Source organism: Alienimonas sp. DA493 (assembly GCF_043951915.1).
Lineage (GTDB): Bacteria > Planctomycetota > Planctomycetia > Planctomycetales > Planctomycetaceae > Alienimonas.
Map to the genome: position 1 here is coordinate 16,480 of NZ_JBINJD010000027.1, position 22,031 is coordinate 38,510.

Consider the following 22,031-nt stretch of genomic DNA (forward strand, 5'->3'; position numbering starts at 1 on the left):
GGCTTGTTCGGCGGCGGGGCGGGGGATAGCGTCGGCGCTCCGCCGCCGGCGTCGTCCCGAGGCCGCCCCGCCGCGGTCCCGCCCCGCCTCCCCCGGAGTCGCCCCGTGAGCGTCCCCCGTCGCCGGTCCGCTCGACCCGGGTTCACCTTAATTGAACTGTTGGTGGTGATCGCGATCGTCGCGATCCTCGTCTCGCTGCTGCTCCCCGCGGTGCAACAGGCCCGCGAGGCGGCCCGGCGGGCGTCCTGCAAGAATAATCTAAAACAGCTCGCCCTCGCCTTTCATCATTACCACGGCACGTATCGCGCTTTCCCGATCGGGGCGGGGGGGACGAAGGACGCCCCGGGCGCGGACTCCGACCCGGACAACGAGTACCGCCTCGGCCCCTACGTGCCGCTCCTGCCCTATCTGGATCAGGGGGCGATGTGGAACGCCGTCCTCCGGCCGATGGACGGCTTCGATTATTCCGGGTCCACGCGTCACCCGATCACTTGGCCCCCGTACGGCCCGAAGCCGGACGAGGCCCATTATCCCCCCTGGCAAATCGAGATCCCCACGCTCCGCTGCCCCAGCGACGGCGCCGAGGGGGACGACCGCCTGGAGAACGTAAACTACGCCATCAATTGGGGCGACAACGGCCACGCCGTCCGGCAGGAGCTGGACGCAAAACGGGGCGTCGTCCGCGGGATGTTCGCCCGCGGGGCCAGCTTCGCCCTGCGGGACGTCCGCGACGGGACCGCCTCGACCCTGCTGCTGGCCGAGATCGGCAGCGACGGCGGGGACAATCTGTATCAGGCCTACGTGCTGGACGATGTCGGCCGCACGGACCTGCCGTGGAACGCCAACGTCGGCTACACCGATCCCGCCCGGTGTCTGGAGGTCGCCCTCGACCCGGACAACCCGGGCCGATACCCGTTCCCGGTCGGCTCCACGAAGCTCGACAACCGCGGCGAGCACTGGCCTGACGGCAACGGCAACGACACCGGCTTCGTCACCGTGCTCCCTCCCAACGGACCCAGTTGCACCGAGAACAAGTCGTACGAGGACGTGCTCGTCACGGCCGGCAGTTACCATGCCGGCGGCGTGAACGCGGCCCTCTGCGACGGCAGCGTGCAATTCCTTTCCGAGACCATCGACACCGGGAGCCTGAGGGATCCCGACAGGAACGCCGGCGTGAACTCCGGCCGCAGTCCCTATGGCGCTTGGGGCGGCTTGGGAACCCGCGCCGGCGGCGAGGTGGTGAGCGAGTACTGACCGCGCCCCGCACGCCGCACGCCGTTCGGGACGCGTTCGCGTCAGGACGGGACGCGTTCCGGGCGCTCAGGCGGCGCGGAGACGCAACGCGTCCTTCGTCAGACCCTTTTCCAGCGCCTGCGCCTGGGCGGCGCTGGCGTCGCAGGTGAGGGTCAGGTCGACCGCCCAGCGGCCGTCGGCCGGGACGATGAACTCCCAGTGCGGCACGACGGCGCAGCTTTGGAACACGCTCTCGAAGCCGGCTTCGCTGCCGGAGACGGTTTCGACCGGGTGCGTCCAGATCCCGCCGGGACCGCCGCTGCTGGCCGTGCCCAGCTCCAGAGCGGCGTCGAGGCCGAGCCACTCGTCGCACAGGCCCACGCGGTTCGTCGCCGGCAGGTTGAGGGCGGTGTCCAGCGTGCCGCGGCGGACGCCGTGGGCGTCGTAGAAGTACCGGTCCTCGGCGCTGCCGGCGAGGCCTGCGAGGTGCACGGCGGTGGCGAAGTGCACCGGCCGGCCGGCGGGCAGACCGCTGAACTGATAGCGGACCGACAGGGCGTTCGACCCGGCGGCCAGCGTGATCGTTTTGTGCATCCGCACCGCGAACCGGGCCAGCCGGGCGGTGCGACTCATCATCACCGTCGCGGCGGCGGCGGAGCGCTTCAGCGTCGTCTCGAACACGCCGGTCGGGCAGTCGGACAGCTCCCCGCGGCCGGCCCGGAACTCCTCGCGGGTCAGGCCCGGTTCGAGGAAGTGATCCACGAACGCCTTGGTCGGGTACAGGTCGTAACCGAGCTTCTGTTCGAGGTTCGGCTGTTTGAAGTGGACCAGATCGTGAATCGAGACGCTTTCCTCGCCGTCGTGGGCCGCCGCCGCGATCTGCGGGTTGGCGGCGTGGGCCAGGATGCGGGCGTGATACGGCTCCGGCCGGCGGTCGAGGGTGGCCAGCAGGTTGTGCCCGGCGCCGCGAACGTCCAGTTCGTAGCAGATCCCGCCGCGGCTGGGCTTGAGGTAGGCGATCAGCTTGTCGCCGGCCAGCCGGACCTCCTTGCGGGCGTCCAGGTCGTAGTCCTTCGCCGCGACCGCGCACCACCGGCCGGTGCGGCCTTCCAGCTCGTCCAGAATGCTGTCGGCGGAGATCAGGTGGTCGTAGACCGCGTTCCGCAGGTGCGGCAGATAGAGCCCGCCGAACGCCCCGTGCCAATATGGGCAGTTGCACTGGGCTTTATAGAGGTGCGTGCGGGCCTTGTCGAGCTTCGCTTTATCGAAGCCCTCGGCGGTTTGGGCGAAGGCGTCCAACCGGGCGGAGACCTCCGTCATCCGGGCGTACATTTCCCGGGCCTCGGGATACTTGGTGCGGAAGTTCCGCCAGTTGCCGCCGCGGATGTAGGGCTTCAGGGCGCTCCAATCCGCCTCGGGCGTTTTCGCCTCGACGAGGTCGTGCAGTTCGGTTTGACGCTGGGTGTTCAGCGCCCACTCGGTCATTTCGCGGTAGGAGCAGTCCGGCACGCTGACCTCGCCGGCGGGGGGCACCGCGTCGAGGGTCTCGCTGAAGGTGCTCGTCTGGAGCCAGTCGCCGTTCTCGACGAGGGCTTCGAAGAACTTCCGCAGCCAGCCGCGTTCGTAGACGGCCTTTTTGGTGCCGGGCCAGGTGCCGAACTTCTCGCCGTCGTCGCCGAACACCACCGCGGTGCCCTGCGGGGCGCCGGCGGCCTCGCGGGCGGCGGCGATGTGCTTGAGGTAGTTGATCGTCTCCTGCGGCGGCCGGAAGGGCATCAGGTAGCGCAGGTGCTCGTCGCCCGGGAACAGGGCGATCAGGCGGCCGTCGTCCTCGGTGAGGAAGTGGCCGTTGAGGTCCTCGTCCCGCAGGCCGGCGGCCCGCAGGTGGCCGTCGTCCAGCACGCAGTACTCCAGCCCCGCCTTGGCGATGTCCCCGGCGAACTGCTGCTCCCAGACCCGCTCCGGCAGCCACATCCCGCGGACCGGCTGGCCGAACAGGCTTTTCAGGTGGTGGGAGTACCGCGTCATCTGTCCGACGCGGTCGCGGCGGGGGATGCCGGCGAGGATCGGTTCGTAGAACGGCCCGCCGAGGATCTCCACACGACCGGCCTCCACCAGGTCCCGCACCCGCCGCAGGTACGCCGGGCGGTTCATCTCCAGCCATTCCAGCAAACTGCCGGAGATGTGCAGGGCGATCCGCAGGGACTCGAACGGCTCGAACTCGTCCAGGAACGGTTCGTAGCTGTCGCGGAAGGCGGCGGCGAACACGCCGTCGAAGTTGCCGACCGGCTGGTGGTCGTGCAGGCAGAGGATCAACCGCAGCCGCGGGCTGCCCACCGGAAACGCCCCCGGGCCCGGGGTCCCATGCCCGAAGGAGGACGGATACGGCGGGGAGGGCTGGGACATCGTGCGACGCGGCACGCGGCCGGGGCTGGGGGGGACGGGGGGCGGCCGTGCGAGCGGCGCCGTCGGCGGGGGTGTCGTTCAGAACGACGGTGGCGGTCCACCCCGAACCCGGCGGACGGAGCCCGCGCACGTTGCCGCGGAGCCCCGTGCGTGGGAAGCGAGCCGGCCGACGCCCTAGGATAAACGCCCCGCCGGTTCCCGTAAACCGGACGCGTCTTGCCTGATTCTTGCCTCTCCTCTACGCAACTCAGACTACCCAAAGTCCCGGCTCGAACGCAATCGACGACTTGGAACTCCCCGTGTCCGCCCCCGCGGCGACCGGGGCGTGGTCCGAGGCGGCGTTCGGCTGGGGCTTCACGGAGGACGGGCCGGACGCCCTCGCCTTCGACGGCGCCGGATTGGACGGCGGTTCGACCGCCGCCCCGTCGGCGAGCCGGGCGCCCCCGGGATTACTCCGCCGCGGCGGCGTGCAGCTTGGGGCGGTAGTGCCGCAGGTGGCCGGCGACCCGCAGGGTCCGGCTGCCGCGGCGGAGGCGCCGCAGGGCCTTGGCCCAGCGGCCCGGCTTCGGCCCGGTCCGCGGCTTCTCCAGGTAGCGGCCGCGGCCGTGACAGACGTATTCCTCCCCCTCGACCCAGCCGTCCGGACCGCCCGGGGCCTCCAGCCCGGAGGTGAAGTTCCATTGCGGATCGAGGTCGCCCACCGCCCCGGTCTTCCGGGCCAGATAGATGAAGTGGCCGTTCTCCCAGAGGTTGCGGTCCCGTTTCGGCAGCCAGACGGGCGGGACGTCCGCCATGCGACAGAGCCGACGGAAGAACGCCCGGGCGTCGTCCGCGGCCCGGACCAGCAGCACGCCGGAGTTGTACCGCCCGGTATGATCCCTCGCGGCGAGGATGGAGAATCCCGCGTCCGTCGGCGCCGCCGGGGCGTGCGGCCGCACGGTGGCGTCGGCGTCCAGAAACACGACGTGGGCCACCTCCGGCCGGTCGAGCAGCTCTCGGATTGCGAAGATTTTCAGCCAGGCAGACTCCGCCCCGTCGATGCCGCCCGGCGGGGCGCCGTCCAGCACGAGATAGGCGTAGCCGTGCCGGTCCGCCCAAGCCCGCTGGCTCTCCAGGCAGTCGGCGAAGGTTTGGTCGTAGCCGTTGGTGGCGACGGTGAACGCCACCGTCCGGCCGGGAGAGCCGTCCGCGGCGCCGTCCGGAGCGGCGGGGCGGGGCGGTTCTTCGCCGCCGGTCGACGGGGGGGCGGTCGTCACGAAACGAGTTCGGCTGGCGGTCGGCGGCGACGGGGGGAACCGGCCTGCGTGCGGGCCGGTTCGGAACGGGAGCGGGCTAGCGGGCGGCCAGCACGGCCTCGGCGGCGCGGCGGCCGCTGGCCATGGCGCCGTTGACGCTGGGATCGGTCCGCCAGTCGCCGCAGACGAAGTGGCCGTCGGCGGTCGTCGGCGGGATCTCCGCCGGCGGGGTCGTGGGCGGATCGTAGGCGGGCAGGGCCTTGGGAATCGCGATCGTCTTCAGGTGCTCCCAGCGCTCCGCCTGCCGGCCGAACCAGACGGTCGCCTGCCGGCGGACCGCCTCGACCAGCTTCGGAGTCTCGGCGGCCTCGCCGACGACGTTCACGCTGATCAACTCCTTCCCCCCGCTGGCGTAGGTCGGGCAGACGCGGGAGAGGAACGACAGGTTGTTGATCGGCCCCCCGCCGCCTTGGCCGGCGTCGGGCCCGTCGCCGTTGAGGATCAGGATCGGCTCGTTCACCGGCGCCCGGTCCGCGGTGAAGTACAGGCAGGTCGTGCCGTGCCACTGCGTCGGGGCGGGGCGGTCCAGTTTCACGCCCAGCGTCTCCGTCGCCTCTCCGCCGGCGGCGAGGACCACGGCGTCGAACGGTTGCGGCTCGGACCCTTCCACGGTCACGGAGGTCTTCGTCACGGCGGTCACGGTCTGCCGCAGTCGCACGGACCCGTAGGGCAGGCGGTCGGCGAGCTGCTTCGGCACGGCGCCCATCCCGCCGCCGGGCAGCGTCGCCTGGCCCTCGCCAAACATCCGGAACACGAAGTAGAAGAACCGGTTGCTGGTGGTCAGCTCCCGTTCCAAAAAGACCCCGGCGAGGAACGGCCGCAGGAAGCCGTTCAGCATCTCGTCGGAGAGCCCGGCGTTGTCCCGCAGCGCGGCCAGCGTGGTGCGTTCGGGCAGGTGGAACAGGTGATCGATCGATCCCGACAGCGCCGAGGCCCGCAACTGGCCGACCTTCAACTTATCCAGCGGCGAGCCGACCCCCAGGGCGGCCGTCTTCATCACGTTCAACGGCTTGTTCCAGCCCCGCCACGGGTCGTCCATCCGCCGCAGCTTGCCGTTGTGAAACACCAGCGCCCCCGGTCGGAAGGGGTGCAGGTCGAGCTGGGAATAATCCAGGTGCCGCTTCGCCTCCGGGTAGGCGGTCAGGTGCACCTGAAAGCCGCGGTCCAGTTTGAACCCCTGATAGCCGTCGGTCCGCACCCGGCCGCCGACGCCGTCGGCCTGCTCGAAGACGGTCACGTCGGCGCCGCCCTCGTGCAGGACCTTGGCGCAGGTCAACCCGGCCATCCCGGCGCCGACCACCGCGACGGACTTCTTGGAGGGGGCGGTGGGGGAATCGGCCATGAACGAACGACGGGCGGGGCGAAACGGGGACGGGGCGGCGTGGTCCGATTGTGCGGCCGATCGCCCGGCGAGGGTAGGGAACCGGATCGCCGCGGCCCTACACTGGGGCTCGCCCCCCGCATGGACGCCCCCGCGATGCCCCGCCCGAGCCCCCCGTCCGCCGCCGCCCCCGGGAGCGCGCCGCCTCACGGCGACGGCGAACCGGACGCGCTCGACCGGCTGCTGCCGGACACCGCGGTGCAGCCGCGGCCCTATCAGGCCCGCATCGTGCGGCAGGCGCTGGACCACTTCGCCGGTCGGCACGTGGACTCCGGCGGCGTGCCGTCCCCCGCGGCCCGCAGCGTGCTGATCGAATCCCCCACCGGCAGCGGCAAGACGGTGATGGGCCTCCTCATTGCCAAACTGCTCCAGGAGGAGTTCGGCGTGACGGTTGGCTGGGCGGCGATGCGGCGGAACCTGCTCTCCCAGACCGAAGCGGAGAACGCCGCCAAGCGGATCGGCGTCGACCCGCTGGTCACGGTCAGCATGTTCGACAAGAACCCGCCGCCGGGGCTGGAATTATTGATCGTCGACGAGGCCCAGCACGACGCCGCGGCCAGCATGGCCCACCTGCACAATCAACTGCGGCCCCGCTGGATCCTCGGCCTGACCGCCACGCCCTACCGGACGGACAAGATGAAGCTCTGCTTCGACCGCGTATTGCGGGACGCCGGCATTCATCAATTAATCGGCGACGGCTATCTCAGCCGCTACGACCATTTTAGCATCCCGGCACACACGCCGACGGGCGTGGCCCAGACTTACCTCCGCAACCCAGACCGCTGGGGCAAAAGCATCGCCTTCTTCCGCACCCGGGCGGAGTGCGCGGAATTGGAAGAACAATTAAACTCCGGCGGGGTCCGCTGCGAAACCGTCACCGGCGACAGCGACCGCGACGCCCAACTCGCCCGCTTTCAATCCGGCGAGACCCGCGTCTTAGTGAACTGCATGGTGCTCACGGAGGGGTTCGACAGCCCGGATTTACAAACGGTGTTCTGCCGGGACAGCGCCAAGGGCCCCACCGTGCAGATGTGCGGCCGCGTGTTCCGCACACACCCGGCCGTGCCGATCAAACAGATCGTGCAAAGCCGCAGCACGAAATGGCCCTTCACCCGCGTCGCCGGCGCCCGCCGGCAGTACCTGTGGGAACCCGGCGGCGCCGCGGACGATCTCATCCCCGACGACGAGCCGGACGCCTTCGGCTGGCGGAGCCTGACGGCGAACCCCCGCATTAACAAAGTCAGCGCCCGCACCCGCCTGGCGATCGCCAAGACGAACGTCCGCCTGCCGGAAGTGCTGCGTCCGGCCCCGCGGCCGTTCGGGCGGTGAGGTGAGCCGCGAAGTCGGGCGGGGCGGAACGTGCGGGCGGCGGGCGTTCCGATTGGCGTCCGCAGCCTTCGGCGTGCGGCGTTCGCTTGACAGCCCGGTCCGCTCCGCAGTGTCATTTTTATCGCCCCGCTTTTCGTCCGCCTTCGGGAAAACCGATGACCGTCCTTCGCGTCGCCGTCCGGGTCGCCGCCGTCGGGGCCGTCGCGGTGTTCTGCGGCTTTCAGCCGCCCGAGCCGGACGAATTCGACGAGGCGTACGACGCGCACGTGGAGGCGATGGACGGGCACCGGGAGCGGCTGCTCGCCGCGTTCGAGGCGGAGGAAAAACTCGTCCGGGCGGGGCGGATCGACGGGGGCGTCAAACTGTCCGTCGAGGAGTCCGCAGGCCTGCTCCGCACGATGCAGGAGGAGAAAAAAGCGTTCGAGGAGGAGGGGCTGATCCCTCTGTCGATCCAGATGCGCGAGCACGCCGGGGAATTTCTCACCCGGGGCGCCGAGTCCGAAAAGCGCCTCCGGCGGGCCGCCGAACGCTGCCTGCGGCGGGCGCTCCGGGACGACCCGGAGGCGGCCGCGGAGATCCAAAGCCGGATCACGCTCTACCTGACCCCCCGCGTCGTGGCGGTCCTAAACGTGAGCGTCGGGTCCCGCAGCGACGAGGACGTGGCGCTCTGGTCCGACGGGACGGCCGGAGAAGACCGCGACCTGCGTTGGACCTGCCGGCGGGGCGTGCTGTCGTTGTCCGGTCAGGAGCCCGGCACGGCGACGGGCTACCGCCTCGACCGCATGCGGCTCTCCCTCGACGGCCGCTCGATGAACGGGGTGGACGAGAAGGGTAAAATCAAAACGGCGACCCGCGTGAAGTAAGGCGGCGGGGGCTCGTTTCAGTCCTCCACAATACTCCGATATGCCTTTCGGAACCGCTGCGCGTCTCCGCCGGAGTAGAATTTGTCGTCGAGCAGGACATGGACTTCGTCGTCCACCAAAGCGATTTGAAGGTCCGCGACGTTCCCGGCGGCCATGATCGACAAACGATAGGGATAGACCCCTGCATGAGGCGCCGCATCGATCCGGCTGGGCGACATCGCCTCCAGCAAAGTGCGAGCGTCCTCCCGGGTGATCGACTTCATGTCGGCGGAAAGGCTCGGCCCGCTCAACTGTGCCGTCTGGATTGATGTGACCCGCAGAACGTCGATCGGATTTTCAGAGGACCCGCCGCAGCCGCCAAGCAACACGCAGGCGACGGCGTACGGCGTCAGTCCGCTGGCACGAGCGGATCGGATCATTCGACGGGTTCGCACGGCACGACTTCGTCCAAGTCGCTCAGCATTCGCAGGGCGACCGGCTCCGCGGCGGGCGTCCCGTCCTCCGCCGTCCGGTACCACTGCTCCCGGATGCGGTCGACGACGCGGACGCCGCCCGGGAAGCGGAACGCCACGTCCTCCGGTTCCACGTCGTCGAACGACAGCGACTTCACGACGGTATCATATAATGCCGGCCGGATCTTGCCGGACATGTTGCTCTGGATCGTTTGAAACGCGGTCGGCATCCACACGCCGTCGGTCTCGGCGGCGGAGAGGACTTCGAGCCGCTCCAGCCAGACGGGCTCTTTGCTGTGGTTGACCCGGCGAACCTCGTGTCGGACCGGCATATAGTCCTTCGCCGGGTCTAACCAGACCGTCAGCCGTTCCGGCTGTCCCGTCGTGCCCGGATCTCGATGCTCCAATGTCGCCACGACGAGCCGGTCGGGACCATCGTCCGCCTCGAAGGTGACGGCGTTAAAGCGTTTGAGCAGCACGTCCACCGCGGTGACGCCCTGCCAATGGCGGAAGCCGGGCATCCAATAAAGCATCCGGTCGCCGAAGGTGACGTGGTCGGGCTCGTCGTCGACGACGGCGTGGGTCTGGGCGTCCTCCCCGAAGAACTGATTGAGGATTCCCCGGCACTCGCCCGACTCCGCGTCGTAGACGTTCACGAGTCGTTCGCTGCCCTGGGACTCAGGCGCCCCGCCGCCCTCGGGGACTTTAAAAAATTCCCTCGTCATGTCGACCTTCGTCGAGCCCTGATGACGCGTCCTCGCAAATTGATAGACCGCGAAGGTCGGTTCCTCCGGCTCGGACCCGGCGCGGTCGAAAAACGCGTTGGTCTCCAACGGCCACGCCCGGAGCTCCGTCGTGGTGGCGTACTGATAATTCGCCGTTCGCTCGACCCGGGACGCGAGTGCTGCCCGGATCTCCGCCCGCAGGCCGTCGGGGGATTCGTCCGCAACTCCGCTCGGGAGGGCGGTGCAGGCGAGAAGCAGGACGACGACCGACGAACGCATCGGAGCACCATGTTCTAAAGAGCGACGGGACCGATCGTCCGGCCTTGTCCCTCCGCACGCAAGCATTCACCCCGCCCGCTGGCCGCGCAGCACGTCCAAAAACGCCTTCGTCAGTTTGCTGACGTAGCGCTCCGGGTCCCAGGCGGCGACGACGGTGCGGGTCGGGCGGTCGCCGGTCAGGCGGCGATAAACGATCCCGTCGTCTTCGCCCGCGGCGGCGGCGGGGATCAGGGAGACGCCGTGGCCGGCGGCGACCAGCGCCTTCACCGTCGCCAACTGGCTCGTGCGTTCCAACACCACCGGCTGCACCGCCGACCGCCGGCAAAACGACAGCACCTCGTCCGACAGGCAGTGCGCCTCGCCCAGCAGCACGAACGGCTCGCTCTGCAAATCGTTCACCGTCAGCGACGGGCGGGCCGCGGCGTCCGCCAACCGGTGGCCGGCGGGCAGGGCGGCGAGCAGTTCCTCCTCGTACAGCCGCTCCACGTGCAGGGCGGGATCGGGCACGGGGTTGGAGAGCACGGCGAGGTCGCTCTCGCCGGCCCGCACCTTGCGGACGCATTCCGCGGTGACTGTCTCCGCGACCCGCACCTCCGCCTCGGAACGAATCGCGACGAAGTCCCGCAGCAGGCCCGGCAACAGGTGCGGGGCGAGGGTGGGGATGACCGCCAGCCGCACCGCCCCGGTGCGGCCGTCGTCGACCAGCTCCGCCCGGGCGTCGTCCGCCAGGCCGACGATCCGGGCCGCCTTGGTACGAAAGGCCCGGCCGGCGTCGGTCAGACGGACGCAGCGGCCGTCGCGCTCGAACAGCGGGCGGCCCAGTTCCTTCTCCAACCCCGCCACCGCCCGGCTCAGCGCGGGCTGGGAGACGCTGAGATCCTTCGCCGCCTGGGTAAAATTCTCCCGGTCGGCGGCCCGGAGGAAGTAGCGGAGCGGGGTTAATTCCAAGGCGTTGCGGCGGGTACGAACGGACGACGGGGCGGCCGCCCTCGATCGATGCGTCGGACGCATCGCGGCGGCTCCCCAGTCAATCACGGCGGGCCGCGTTGGCAACCCATACGCCCGACGCATGAGCGATCGATACGCGTCATGCATGGACGGTATGCGATGTTTGCGGGCGAATCGGTCCGCGGGCTCCCTATCATGGGAGCGTTCAGACCTGGAACACCCCGCCCTCTTTGCCCTCAGGAGCGAGCATGATGACAAGATTTCTACCCCTTCGACCGACGGCCGGCGTCGCCGCCCTCTGTTTCGCCGCCTCCGCGTTCGTTCAACCTGCGTTTGCGCAGCAGGGGCCGACGGTCACCAAGCCGGGCACGCCGCCCTCGGAGTCCGGCCCGCCGCCGGGCGAGGTCGCCGGCGAGAAGCCGGTTCCCGCGACCCCCGGCGACGGCGCCCCGGCGGAGGGCAAGGCGGGCGACGGCGTCTGCCCGGTGATGGGCGACGTGAGCGGCGCCGGGGCGGGGCCGTCCACCGCGGCCCGCTCCCGCACCACCGGGCCGTACAGCAACCGGGAGTGGTGGCCGAACCAGCTGGACCTGTCGATCCTGCATCAGAACCCGCCCTCGCTGGACCCGCTGGGCGAAGAGTTCGACTACGCCGCGGAGTTCGCCACCCTCGATCTGGAGGCCGTCAAGAAGGACATCAAAGCCCTGATGACGGACTCGCAGGACTGGTGGCCGGCCGACTACGGCCACTACGGCCCGTTCTTCATCCGCATGGCTTGGCACAGCGCCGGCACCTACCGCACCTTCGACGGCCGCGGCGGGGCCTCCTCCGGCACGCTGCGGTTCGCCCCGCTGAACAGCTGGCCGGACAACACGAACCTGGACAAGGCCCGCCGGCTGCTCTGGCCGATCAAGCAGAAGTACGGCAAGAAGCTCTCCTGGGCCGACCTGATGATCCTCACCGGCAACTGCGCCCTGGAGGACATGGGCCTGGAGACCTTCGGCTACGGCGGCGGCCGCGAGGACCTGTGGGAGCCGGAAGCCGACATCTACTGGGGCTCCGAGACCGAGTGGCTCGGCCGTGAGCGCTACACGAAGGACGAGGACTCCGGCGAGGAAACGCTGGAGATGCCGCTGGCCGCTTCCCAGATGGGCCTGATCTACGTCAACCCGCAGGGCGTCGACGGCAAGCCGGACCCGCTGGCCAGCGCCATCGCCATCCGCGAAACCTTCGGCCGCATGGCCATGAACGACGAGGAAACCGTCGCCCTGATCGCCGGCGGGCACACCTTCGGCAAGGCTCACGGCGCCGGCGACCCCAACGAGTACGTCGACGTCGAACCGGAAGGCGCCGGCCTGGAGGAGCAGGGCCTGGGCTGGAAGAACAAGTACGGCGCCGGCCACGGCGACAAGACGATCACCAGCGGCCTGGAGGGCGCCTGGACCAGCACCCCCACGCAGTGGTCCAATGGCTACTTCGACAACCTGTTCGGCTACGAGTGGGAATTGACCAAGAGCCCCGCCGGGGCCTGGCAGTGGAAGCCGAAGGGCGACGAGGGCGCCGGCACCGTGCCGGACGCCCACGACCCGACCAAGTCCCACGCCCCGATGATGTTCACCACGGACCTCGCCCTGAAGATGGACCCGATCTACGGGCCGATCTCCAAGCGGTTCCACGAGAACCCGGACGAGTTCGCCGAGGCCTTCGCCAAGGCCTGGTACAAGCTGACCCACCGGGACATGGGCCCGGTGGAGCGGCTGGTCGGCCCGGAAGTGCCCCCGGCCCAGATTTGGCAGGACCCGGTGCCCCCGGTCGATTTTGAACTGGTCGACGCCGACGACGTGGCCGCCCTCAAGCAGAAGGTGCTCGAGTCCGGCCTGTCCACCCAGGAACTGGTGAAGACCGCCTGGGCCAGCGCCTCCACCTTCCGCGGTTCCGATAAGCGGGGCGGCGCCAACGGCGCCCGCATCCGCCTGGAACCGCAGCGGGACTGGGAGGTCAACGAACCGCAGCGGCTCGCCAAGACGCTCCAGACGCTCGAGGAGATTCAGACCGAGTTCAACGACGCCCAGACCGGCGGCAAGCGGATCTCGCTGGCCGACCTGATCGTGCTGGCCGGCGCCGCCGCGATCGAGGACGCCGCCAAGAAGGGCGGCTTCGAGGTGACCGTGCCCTTCGTGCCCGGCCGCACCGACGCCACCGCGGAGATGACCGACGCGGAGAGCTTCGACGTGCTCAAGCCCGCCGCGGACGGCTTCCGCAACTACCAGGACCGCACCGTCACCCAGCCGGGCCCGGAACTGCTGGTCGACAAGGCCCAGCAGCTCACCCTCAGCGCTCCGGAGATGACCGTCCTGGTCGGCGGCATGCGGGCGCTGGGCGCCAACGCCGGCAGCGGCCCGATGGCGGACCTCGGCGTGCTCACGGAGACCCCCGGCACGCTCAACAACGCGTTCTTCAAGAACCTGTTGACGATGGACACCGTCTGGAAGAAGGCCGGTTACTGCGACTACGTCTATGAGGGCTACGACCGGGACACCGGCGAGCAGAAGTGGACCGCCAGCGGCGTCGACCTGGTGTTCGGCTCCAACGCCCAGCTCCGCGGCATCGCCGAGGTCTACGCCGCCGACGACGCCGACGAGAAGTTCGTCCGCGACTTCGTCAAAGCCTGGACGAAGGTGATGACCCTGGACCGCTTCGACCTGAAGCGCTCCGTGGAACCCGGGGCCGACCGCGTCGCCGTGCGGTAACCCCGCCGACCGCTCCCCGGAACGACGCCCGACCGTCGCGGCCCCGCCGCGGCGGTCGGTTTTTTATGCCCGTACTTGATGAGCCCGGAGCGCGAGCCCCGGCCTTGCGTCCGTCGCGTTTTACTAACCCGAAGCGTCAGCGAGGGCGTCGGCCGCAGGCCGACGGGCGCTTCCCGACGCCGCCCTCGCTGACGCTTCGGGTGATTTCAGCGATCACCCGCTCCGTCTCCCCCCGCCGGCGCCGCGAACGTGCCGTGCTCGATCAGCCAGTCCGCCAGCTCGTCGATCGCCTCCGGCGTCTGCAACCCGTGCGGGTGATGGCCGAGGCCCGGCTTCCAATACACCTTCACCGTGCCGCCGGCCGCCCGCAGTTTGCGGATCATCACTTCGGCGTTCTCCGCCGGCGGGACGACCTCGTCCGCCCCGTTCAGCACGAAGACCACCGGCGCCGGCGGCTCCCCGTGGGCCCGCGGGCCGGCGAGCCGGTCCGTCAGCCCGACCGGGCTCCCTTCGAAGTCCGCCAGCGTCTCCGGCGTCACCCCGTAGGCTTTCAGGCAGGCGGCGCTGGTCGCCCCGTTGTCCGTGCCCGGCCAGGAGCGGATGTCGCACACCGGGTTGTCGCCCAGCACGGCGGCGACGGTCTCCGGATATTGCGCCGCCCAGGCGAAGATCGGCAGCCCCCCGCGGCTGAGCCCCTCGAAAATCCCCCGTTCGCCCAGCCCCAGTCGGCGAATCTTCTCATAGAAGCCCCGCCACCGCTGCATCGCCCTCGGGCCGCCGAAGTCCTGGGCGACGTCTTGATAGACGACGTGAAAGCCGCGGTTCAGCAGTTCCACGTCCAACTCCGTCGCCACGCCGGGGAACCGGGCCCGCCACACCCAGGCCCGATCCGCCCGCGGGGTCTTCGGGGCGACGATCCACTCGTCGCTGTCCGCCGCGGTGAACGTGTAGCGGGTGAAGCCGTGCCAATCGTCGGTTTGGTAGGACAGGTCCTCCGCGGCGAGGCGGTCCTCCAGGGAGAACGCTTCCGCGGGCTCCCCGGCGCCGGCGGGAGCCCCCCACGTCGCAATCAGCCCCAAGGCGGCGAGGGCGACGCACTTCGGGAGGAACCGGGAGGGAACGGCGACGGGCGGCGACATGAACGGGGCTCCCACGGAACGGGCGAACGCGGACCGGGCGACCGTACCCGCCGGCGCCGCCCGACCGCACCCCCGCCCGCCGGGGGGGCGCTGCGGTGCAGGGCGGGGGCGGGGGCGCTAGGGTCGGAGAATCCCGATTCGTTTCGGGAGCGGACAACCCCCTGACGAGTTATCGAACGTGCCACGCAAACAGGCCGCCCCGGACCGCCCGCCCCGCACTCGGTTCCCGTTCGCGGCGGTCTGCTCCGCGGCGCTTCTGCTGGCCCCGCCGGCCCCCGCGGCGGAGGGCGACGGCTCGCTGCACGACCGGCTCCGACAGGCCGACCCCGCCCTCGTCGCCCGGGAGGCCCGGCTGCGGGGCGACGCCGCCCGCGGGGCCCTCGTTTATTACACCTCCGCCGCCGCCTGCGTGAATTGCCACGAAGCGGAGGGGAAACGCTCCCCGCTGGGGCCGGACCTCACCCGGATTGAAGAGGGAACGACGGACGTCTATCTCGTCGAGGCCCTGCTGGCGCCCTCCAAGGCGATCCGCGAGGGCTATCGCACCCAACAGATATTAAAAGAGGACGGACAGGTCGTCAGCGGGATGTTCGTGCGGGAGGACGACGCGAAAATCGTGCTGCGGGACGCGGAGAATTTGGAGAAGGAGATCGTCGTCCGGAAGAGAAACGTGCTGGAACGGGCCGAGGCGGAGACCTCCCTGATGCCCGCCAGCCTGGCGGCGACGCTGCCGTCCGAGCGGGCGGTTCTCGACCTTTTAAAGTACCTGTTCGCCCTGCGGGACGGCGGCCCGGCCCGAGCGGCGGAGTTGAAGCCCCCGGCGGAGCAACTCGTCGTTCAGGACGATACGGCGAACCTCGATCACGCCCGCATTATCAAACAGGTGGAGAACGGCTCGCCCCGCCGCGGCCGCGACCTGTATCGGTCGAACTGCGAGCAGTGCCACGGCCCGGACGGCGACACGCCCTCCCTGGCGACGGCCCGGGCCTTCGGCAAGGAGCCGTTAAAGTTCGGCGGCGACCCCTACGCCATGTTCCAAACGCTCTCCCGCGGCAACGGCCTGATGCGGGCGATGCCCTCCCTCTCCCCGCGGGAGCGGTACGAGGTCGTCGGGTACATCCGCAACGAGTTCATGAAGGGCTCCAACCCGAGTTACGAGCCGGTCACGGAGGCCTATCTCGCCTCGCTGCCCCAAGGGACGGAGGACGGCGAGTTCGAACCGCCTGCGGACCGCGACTACGGCCCGGCGCTCGCCTCGCAGCTGGGACGGGAGGTCGAAAGCGCGCTCACCGTCCGGCTGGGGGCGCTGTCGCTCAGTTACGATTTGCACACGCTGGATCAGGCCGGACTCTGGTCCGGCGGCTTTCTCAATCTCGACACGACCCAGCACAAACGCCTGCGGGGCGAGGGCTACGCCCAGCCCGACGGCGACCCCGTGCCGGCCCTCGACCTGTGGCGCTGGGGCCACGACGGCACGCTGGACTACCCGACCGACGACCTGCTCCCCCGCGGCCCGCTGCCGCGGCGCTGGCTGGATTACCACGGCCATTATCTGCACGGGGACCGGGTCGTGCTCTCCTACGCGATCGACGGCCGGGAGATCTTAGAAACCCCGTCCCCGACGAACGGCCGCCTCGGCGTGCGGCACACGCTGCGGATCGGCCCGGGCGAGGCGCTCATTCTCGCCGTCGGCCGGTCCGGACCCGACTCGGTTCCGCCCAGACTGTTCGGCGACATTGACGGCGTCCTGCAGGAGGTGGACGGGCAGGGCCGGCGGGTCCTCAAAATCCCCGCCGACGAGCGGTCGCGGCTGCTCGACGTCCTGCGGTTCGCCGGGGCGGAAGACGAAGGCGAGGCGCTCGAACCGACCCCGCTCGACCCGGCTCGCCTGCTCTCCGGCGGGGAGCCGCTGTGGCCGGAGACGTTGGAGACCGTCGGCCTCCGCGGCCTCCAAAGCGGCGCCTACGCCGTCGACACGATCACGCTGCCGGAGTCCTCGCCGTGGAACTCCTGGTTCCGCACCTCCGCCCTCGACTTCTTCCCCGACGGCCGGATGGCCGTGGCGACCGTCGGCGGCGACGTCTGGATCGTCTCCGGCGTGGACGACGATCTGCTCAACCTCCGCTGGCGGCGGTTCGCCGGGGGGCTTTACGAACCGTTCGGGCTGAAGATCGTCGACGGGCAGATGTACGTCACCTGCAAGGACCGGCTCACCCGGCTGCACGACCGCAACGGCGACGGCGAGGCGGACTTCTACGAGAGCTTTAGCGCCGACGACGACGTCTCGACCTTCTATCACGCCTTCAACTTCGACCTGCAAACCGACGACGAGGGGAACTTCTACTACGCCAAAAGCGGTCAGTACACCGACTACAAACTGCCCGGGGCGGTGGTGAAGGTCTCGCCGGACGGGGCGCGGCGGGAGGTCGTGGCCACCGGCTTTCGCACGCCCAACGGCATGGGCGCCCTGCCGGACGGGCGGATCACCGTCAGCGACAACCAGGGCAACTGGATGCCGGCCTCCAAGATTAATCTGATCGAGCCCGGCGGCTTTTACGGCTACGTGCAGACGCACGCCACCGGTCGCTGGGCGCCCGACGGCGGGGCGATCGATCATAAAAAGGTCGTCCCGCCGGAGAGCTTCGCCCCGCCGATCCTCTGGATGCCGCAGGAGGTGGACAACTCCTCCGGCGGGCAGGCGTTCGCGGGCGACCCGCGGTTCGGCCCGCTGTCCGGCCGCCTGTTGCACACCAGCTTCGGGCAGGGCCGGCTGTTTTATCTCATGACGCAGGAGGTCGCCGGCCAAATGCAGGCGGCGATCGTGCGGTTCCCGCACGACTTTTCCACCGGCATTATGCGGGCGAACGTCAACCCGGCGGACGGGCAGGCGTACGTGACCGGGATGAGCGGCTGGAACGCCAACGGCCGCGGCAACCTGGACGACGGCGGGGTGTTCCGCGTCCGCTACACCGGGGCGCCGCTCCGCATGATCGCCGACTGCCGCGTCGTGCCGGAGGGGCTGCAACTCGTGTTCAATTTCCCGCTCGATCCGAACGTCGCGGAGACCCTCGACGGCCTTTCGGCGACCGTGTGGAACTACAAATGGACGGCCGGGTACGGCTCCCGCACCTACCGCCCGGACACCGGCGAGCCCGGCGAGCAGGAACTCGAGATCGCCGCGGCGACGCTCAGCGACGACGGCCGCACCCTGACGCTCCGCACGCCGGACCTGCGGCCGGTCGATCAACTCCACCTGCAACTGAACCTCCGCGACGCCGACGGCCGGTCGTTCGCGGAGGAGGTGTATTGGACGATTCACAACCTTCCCGCGGCGCCCTGACCCGCGGCCCGGGCGGGCCGCGGGGCCGGCGCTCGCCGCCGGTTCAGGCGGAGAGCCGGTTCAGGCGGAGAGCCGGTTCAGACGGAGAGCCGGTTCTCGCCGGCGTTCTCCGCCTGGTGCAGGGTGACGGGCCAGCCGGGGAATTGGTTGGAGGGCTGCCCGTCGGTCGCGTCGACGAGGAAGCGGAACGACTCGATGCGGTAGGTCTTCGCCTCGGTGTCGATCGTGACGAGGCCGAACCCGCTGCCCTTCTCATGGGCCCGCTCGTAGCGGTTCTTCTTGGAGGCGACCTCCGGATTGCCGACGGCGTAGACGAACACGAAGTTGCCGAAGCCGTCCGTATATTCGCCGGTGTGGGGGATGCCGTGGGCCGGACGGTTCTCGTAGGGCATGCCGACCTCGTCCGGCCGCCACCAGCGGGGATAGCCCGCGGAAATTGCGGGGGTGCAGAAGGACCAGAACCCGTCCCGCTGTTCGTCGACGCCGTATTGCACCAGCGTGGTGAGGTGCTGGTCGCCGTTGATGTGCAGCGGTTTCGCCGCCTTGGCGATCCGAATCGCCCGGTCCCGGGCGGTCTGCGGCCAGGCGCCGCTGTCGAGGTCCGCCTTGAGGTAGCCGTCGTAGCCGCCGTGGTGCGTCGCGACGCCGGCGAACACCGTCTGACTCAGCAGGACCTTCATCGAGCACCCCCGCCAGTCCTCGGCCCAATTCTTCAAAAACTCCTCCTGCCGTTCGCCGAGCAACACCAGCCCCGGCTTGTCGAGCACGCTGGTGTCGAAGTCCGGGTCGGAGACGTGATCGGCCCGGCCGGAGCCGGTGTCGACGCGCTCCGGGCCGCTCTTCCACTGGCGATCGGCGACGACGGCGAAGCTGACCCCGCCGTACACCATGTCGCCGTAATAGACGCTGATATCCTGCTTGACCGGCGCCGGGTCGAAGGCGTCCGGGTGGTGGGCGACGGTGGTTCGATGCACGGCGTTCACCATCCGGGCCGGTTCGATATAACCGCCCTTGCTGGAGGCGCCGCCGTCGGTGACGTCCATCGGGGCGCCGGCCTCGCCCCAGATGTTGCCCTGGAACACGTCGTGATCGTCCGGCAAACAGAGCGTCGGGGCGTCCCGCATCGCCTCGCGGAACGACCACCCGTGCATGTAATACTTGCGGAGGTAGTTCAGGATCGCCGGCTCGGCCGGACGGCGGATCAACCCGTAGCCGCCGTGGCTCTCGTAGATCTGATCCCCGGAGAAATACAGCAGGTCCGGCTTGAGCCGCTTCAGGTTCTCCGCGACCGGTTCGTAAGGGAAGCCGTAGTCGTTCTGGCAGGTCAGCGCCCCCATCCGCAGCGGGCGACCAGTCGGGTTCGCCTGGACCGTGCCGGTCCATTCGTGCGCGGTCGTCACGCCGCTGCGGCCCTGCTCCCGGTACACCACCTTATAGGGGATGTCCCGCGAAGCGTCCCAGTGGGGGACGCGGAAGACGGCGACCCAGGCGTCCGTGTCGAGCGTCGCGGTTCCCAGCGGCTTCCATTCGCCGTTCTGTTGGGCGAACAGCTCCACGTCGTGATTGTCCTTCTCCCCGAGCGGACCGGTGAGGGCGCTCAGTTTGAGGACGAAGCCGTCCTCGCCGCGGGAGTCGGATAGCGTATACATCGACCACAGCAGCGGGCCGAACCGGCGCTCCGGCGTGACGGTGAAGGCGTCGCCGGCGAGGGTCCAGTCGTTGAACCGGTAGCGGCTCCCGCGGCCGCCGCCGTTGGCGCCGGCGGGGCGGGTCTCCCGACCGAAGGAGTTCACCAGGGCCACGTTGCCGAGCACCTGCTTCGCCGGGACCGTCGCTTCGACGGCGCCCAGTTCGTTCCCGTCGGCGTCCGCGGCGGTCAATTTTAATGCAAACCGATCGCCCTCGCCGCGGCCGGTCAGGGTGAGCTTGAGGTTCTGCGGGTCCTCCAATCCGTCGGTTTGTTTGGACGTCTGTCCGATGAACAGCGTCCTGTCCCGCACGCCGGCGTCCACGCCGCTGCGGGCGAAGCAGTTGCTGCGGTATTCGTCCAGTTCGCTGCGGATGCCGACGCGGAAGCCGGCCCCCAGATCGACCTCCCGCAACTCCGCCCGGGAAAGGACCACGGAGGTCTCCAGCGAGCCGGAGGGGTTCGTCAATTGATGGGTGATGCGATGCACGTTGCGGTTCGTCGCCCGCGTCGCGCACTCGGCCATGCCGTCTTTGACGACCCAGTCCTCCATCGGGTTCGCCCAGCAATCGCCGTGCAGGAAGACGCGGTCGTGGGTGTCGCCGAAGGAGACCGTCGCCGCGGGTGGGGCCTGCGCGGCGTCGGCTGAGGCGGCGTCCTGCGCCCGCCCGAGCGACGGCAACGTGAGCGCGGCGCCGCCGGCGCCGAGGCTTTTCAACAGGGAACGACGGCTGGCGGACGACATAACGACAGATTCCGTGAGCGAAACGAACGGGCGAACCGATCGGACGCCGCCCCCGCGGAGGGCCCCGTTCGGTCCGTCGCCTCAGGATGGTCGGACGGTCAGGCCGGCGGTAGTCCGCCCGGACCGCCTGGCCGGAGCGTGGGAGCCGCAGGACTTCGTAAAACCGTCCCGTCGCACTTTGGGCGCCGGGGCTCCCGGCGGCAACTCCTGCCGCGTAGTGGGCGCCCGAGGCGTCTTCCGGCGACGGTTCGCTCTGGAAAACGCGCTGCGTCGTGCGTTCGTCGTCGTCGCGGAGGGGAACGGCACGGCGGGTGCGTTGAAGCGGTTCGACCCGGTCGCCGATCGGGCGACTGATCCCTCCAAGGACGTGCGTGATGAAAACCCTCTTCGCGGCCGCCGCGGCCGGCCTGCTGGCGTTCGATTCCGCGGCCCCGCCGCCGCTCTCCGCCCAGTCATTGCCGGCTCAAACGCAGTCGGCGCCCGCCGAGCCGTTCTACGACGACTTCGGCGCCGACCCGTTCGGCGCCGGCCCCGCAGACCCGTTCTCATTCGACCCGGTCCCGCTCGACCCGGCCGACGGCCCGTGGTTCAACGATCGGCGCCCCGAGGACGGCGCCGCCGGGCGTCCCCGCCGGGAGCGGCGAGAGGGCGGCGGGGCCGAACCGGCGCCGGCCGACCGCGGTTGCTGGGGCGTGCCCGGGCAACGCGGGGTTCGTCGCGAGCGCTCCCGGCCGGACATCCTTGATCCGCAGTTTGAGGCGACCCGCGACGGGCGGCGGCCCGCGCTGCCGATCTCCGGCCGCCGCACACGGCCGGCGGACGACTTCGGCGGGCGCCCCGGCGACGCGGCACGGCGGTCCCGGGATCTTCCGCAGCGGGAGCCGCGGACCGATCCGACGCCCCGCCCGGACCTCGCGGCGGACTTCGATCCGTCCTTCGACCCCGCGGAGCCCTGGCTCCGAGACGAGACGGCTCTCCCGTCGCGGCGGATTCGCTAATTGGACGGCGTCCCGGCGGCCGGTTTCCCCGGCCGTTTGCGGACGGGGTTCGGCTCAGCGGGCGCCGGCGGGGGCGGGCAGTTCGAGCCGGCAGCAGCCGAGGTTCAGGTGGTCGGCGTCGGCGGCGGGGAGCAGGTCGGCGGGGAGGGAATAGACCACCTTCCGCCCGGCCTTCTTGCGGTCCACCAGCGCCGCGTGGGCGAGCACCTGAAGGTGATGGGAGGTTGTGACCACGGGCAGGCGGAGGGCCGCGGCGATCTCGCTGACGTTCGCCGGCCCGTCGCGGAGCAGGTCCACGATTCGCAGCCGCGTCGGCTCCCCGAGGGCCTTCAGCTTCTCCGAACACACCTCGCTCTGCAGCCGATCCCCCGGCGGCGGAGGATCCTCAGGGGGGCGTGCGTCCGCGGTCGGCATGGCCGCAGTCTACCCCGCGTCCGGCGACCGGGCGAGCGGCGGTCCGA

At 70.1% G+C, this 22,031-nt stretch carries 15 protein-coding genes; 6 read left to right on the forward strand and 9 right to left on the reverse strand.

All coding sequences use genetic code 11. From position 1 onward, the window contains the following. Positions 1-105 precede the first annotated feature (105 nt). On the forward strand, positions 106-1,254 hold the full coding sequence (locus ACG2DA_RS06370; RefSeq protein WP_395254650.1) for a DUF1559 domain-containing protein: 1,149 nt from the start codon (positions 106-108) through the stop codon (positions 1,252-1,254). Positions 1,255-1,320: 66 nt separating this feature from the next. Here the strand turns inward: ACG2DA_RS06370 and ACG2DA_RS06375 are convergent, their stop codons facing one another. The 3 genes from ACG2DA_RS06375 to ACG2DA_RS06385 form a co-directional block, all read right to left on the reverse strand. Beyond that, positions 1,321-3,639, reverse strand: coding sequence for an alpha-amylase/4-alpha-glucanotransferase domain-containing protein (locus tag ACG2DA_RS06375; RefSeq protein ID WP_395254651.1), 2,319 nt, complete (start codon positions 3,637-3,639; stop codon positions 1,321-1,323). Between the two features lie 449 nt (positions 3,640-4,088). Continuing rightward, a complete protein-coding gene (locus ACG2DA_RS06380; protein WP_395254652.1) occupies positions 4,089-4,895 on the reverse strand; it encodes a hypothetical protein in 807 nt (268 codons plus the stop codon). A gap of 76 nt (positions 4,896-4,971) precedes the next feature. Beyond that, positions 4,972-6,276 carry an NAD(P)/FAD-dependent oxidoreductase gene (locus tag ACG2DA_RS06385; protein WP_395254653.1) on the reverse strand — a complete coding sequence of 435 codons (1,305 nt, stop codon included), beginning with the start codon at positions 6,274-6,276 and terminating at the stop codon, positions 4,972-4,974. 135 nt (positions 6,277-6,411) lie between these two features. Here ACG2DA_RS06385 and ACG2DA_RS06390 point away from each other — a divergent pair, with 135 nt between their 5' ends. Then, positions 6,412-7,644, forward strand: coding sequence for a DEAD/DEAH box helicase (locus ACG2DA_RS06390; RefSeq protein WP_395254654.1), 1,233 nt, complete (start codon positions 6,412-6,414; stop codon positions 7,642-7,644). Between the two features lie 155 nt (positions 7,645-7,799). Further along, a complete protein-coding gene (locus tag ACG2DA_RS06395) occupies positions 7,800-8,507 on the forward strand; it encodes a hypothetical protein (protein ID WP_395254655.1) in 708 nt (235 codons plus the stop codon). A gap of 17 nt (positions 8,508-8,524) precedes the next feature. Here the strand turns inward: ACG2DA_RS06395 and ACG2DA_RS06400 are convergent, their stop codons facing one another. The 3 genes from ACG2DA_RS06400 to ACG2DA_RS06410 all read right to left on the reverse strand — a co-directional run bounded on the left by ACG2DA_RS06400 (position 8,525) and on the right by ACG2DA_RS06410 (position 10,911). Continuing rightward, complete coding sequence (locus ACG2DA_RS06400; protein ID WP_395254656.1) at positions 8,525-8,926, reverse strand: hypothetical protein; 402 nt, start codon at positions 8,924-8,926, stop codon at positions 8,525-8,527. Beyond that, positions 8,923-9,963 carry a hypothetical protein gene (locus tag ACG2DA_RS06405; protein ID WP_395254657.1) on the reverse strand — a complete coding sequence of 347 codons (1,041 nt, stop codon included), beginning with the start codon at positions 9,961-9,963 and terminating at the stop codon, positions 8,923-8,925. The genes ACG2DA_RS06400 and ACG2DA_RS06405 overlap by 4 nt, the downstream gene beginning before the upstream one ends. A 66-nt stretch (positions 9,964-10,029) precedes the next feature. Next, positions 10,030-10,911 (reverse strand): LysR family transcriptional regulator, encoded by an 882-nt coding sequence (locus ACG2DA_RS06410; RefSeq protein WP_395254658.1) that lies wholly within the window; start codon positions 10,909-10,911, stop codon positions 10,030-10,032. Between the two features lie 251 nt (positions 10,912-11,162). On the opposite strand from ACG2DA_RS06410, the gene katG reads away from it, so the two are divergent. Next, complete coding sequence (gene katG / locus ACG2DA_RS06415; protein WP_395254659.1) at positions 11,163-13,661, forward strand: catalase/peroxidase HPI; 2,499 nt, start codon at positions 11,163-11,165, stop codon at positions 13,659-13,661. A 206-nt stretch (positions 13,662-13,867) separates the two neighbouring features. Here the strand turns inward: katG and ACG2DA_RS06420 are convergent, their stop codons facing one another. Next, positions 13,868-14,800 (reverse strand): alpha/beta hydrolase family protein, encoded by a 933-nt coding sequence (locus ACG2DA_RS06420; protein ID WP_395254660.1) that lies wholly within the window; start codon positions 14,798-14,800, stop codon positions 13,868-13,870. Between the two features lie 178 nt (positions 14,801-14,978). Here ACG2DA_RS06420 and ACG2DA_RS06425 point away from each other — a divergent pair, with 178 nt between their 5' ends. Beyond that, positions 14,979-18,140, forward strand: a complete 3,162-nt coding sequence (locus tag ACG2DA_RS06425; protein WP_395254661.1) for a DUF6797 domain-containing protein — start codon at positions 14,979-14,981, stop codon at positions 18,138-18,140. A gap of 77 nt (positions 18,141-18,217) precedes the next feature. Here the strand turns inward: ACG2DA_RS06425 and ACG2DA_RS06430 are convergent, their stop codons facing one another. Then, a complete protein-coding gene (locus ACG2DA_RS06430) occupies positions 18,218-20,572 on the reverse strand; it encodes an alkaline phosphatase D family protein (protein WP_395254662.1) in 2,355 nt (784 codons plus the stop codon). Between the two features lie 374 nt (positions 20,573-20,946). On the opposite strand from ACG2DA_RS06430, the gene ACG2DA_RS06435 reads away from it, so the two are divergent. Next, on the forward strand, positions 20,947-21,570 hold the full coding sequence (locus tag ACG2DA_RS06435; RefSeq protein ID WP_395254663.1) for a hypothetical protein: 624 nt from the start codon (positions 20,947-20,949) through the stop codon (positions 21,568-21,570). Between the two features lie 54 nt (positions 21,571-21,624). On the opposite strand, the gene ACG2DA_RS06440 is transcribed toward ACG2DA_RS06435, so the two are convergent. Continuing rightward, positions 21,625-21,984, reverse strand: a complete 360-nt coding sequence (locus tag ACG2DA_RS06440; RefSeq protein ID WP_395254664.1) for an ArsR/SmtB family transcription factor — start codon at positions 21,982-21,984, stop codon at positions 21,625-21,627. Positions 21,985-22,031 lie beyond the last annotated feature (47 nt).

What these genes read in the sequence shown, in the direction of transcription:
- ACG2DA_RS06375 (WP_395254651.1), bottom strand. Translation starts at nt 3,639, where the DNA reads ATGTCCCAGCCCTCCCCGCCGTATCCGTCCTCCTTCGGGCATGGGACC.
- ACG2DA_RS06385 (WP_395254653.1), bottom strand. Translation starts at nt 6,276, where the DNA reads ATGGCCGATTCCCCCACCGCCCCCTCCAAGAAGTCCGTCGCGGTGGTC.
- ACG2DA_RS06390 (WP_395254654.1), top strand. Translation starts at nt 6,412, where the DNA reads ATGCCCCGCCCGAGCCCCCCGTCCGCCGCCGCCCCCGGGAGCGCGCCG.
- ACG2DA_RS06395 (WP_395254655.1), top strand. Translation starts at nt 7,800, where the DNA reads ATGACCGTCCTTCGCGTCGCCGTCCGGGTCGCCGCCGTCGGGGCCGTC.
- ACG2DA_RS06400 (WP_395254656.1), bottom strand. Translation starts at nt 8,926, where the DNA reads ATGATCCGATCCGCTCGTGCCAGCGGACTGACGCCGTACGCCGTCGCC.
- ACG2DA_RS06405 (WP_395254657.1), bottom strand. Translation starts at nt 9,963, where the DNA reads ATGCGTTCGTCGGTCGTCGTCCTGCTTCTCGCCTGCACCGCCCTCCCG.
- katG (WP_395254659.1), top strand. Translation starts at nt 11,163, where the DNA reads ATGACAAGATTTCTACCCCTTCGACCGACGGCCGGCGTCGCCGCCCTC.
- ACG2DA_RS06420 (WP_395254660.1), bottom strand. Translation starts at nt 14,800, where the DNA reads ATGTCGCCGCCCGTCGCCGTTCCCTCCCGGTTCCTCCCGAAGTGCGTC.
- ACG2DA_RS06430 (WP_395254662.1), bottom strand. Translation starts at nt 20,572, where the DNA reads ATGTCGTCCGCCAGCCGTCGTTCCCTGTTGAAAAGCCTCGGCGCCGGC.
- ACG2DA_RS06435 (WP_395254663.1), top strand. Translation starts at nt 20,947, where the DNA reads ATGAAAACCCTCTTCGCGGCCGCCGCGGCCGGCCTGCTGGCGTTCGAT.
- ACG2DA_RS06440 (WP_395254664.1), bottom strand. Translation starts at nt 21,984, where the DNA reads ATGCCGACCGCGGACGCACGCCCCCCTGAGGATCCTCCGCCGCCGGGG.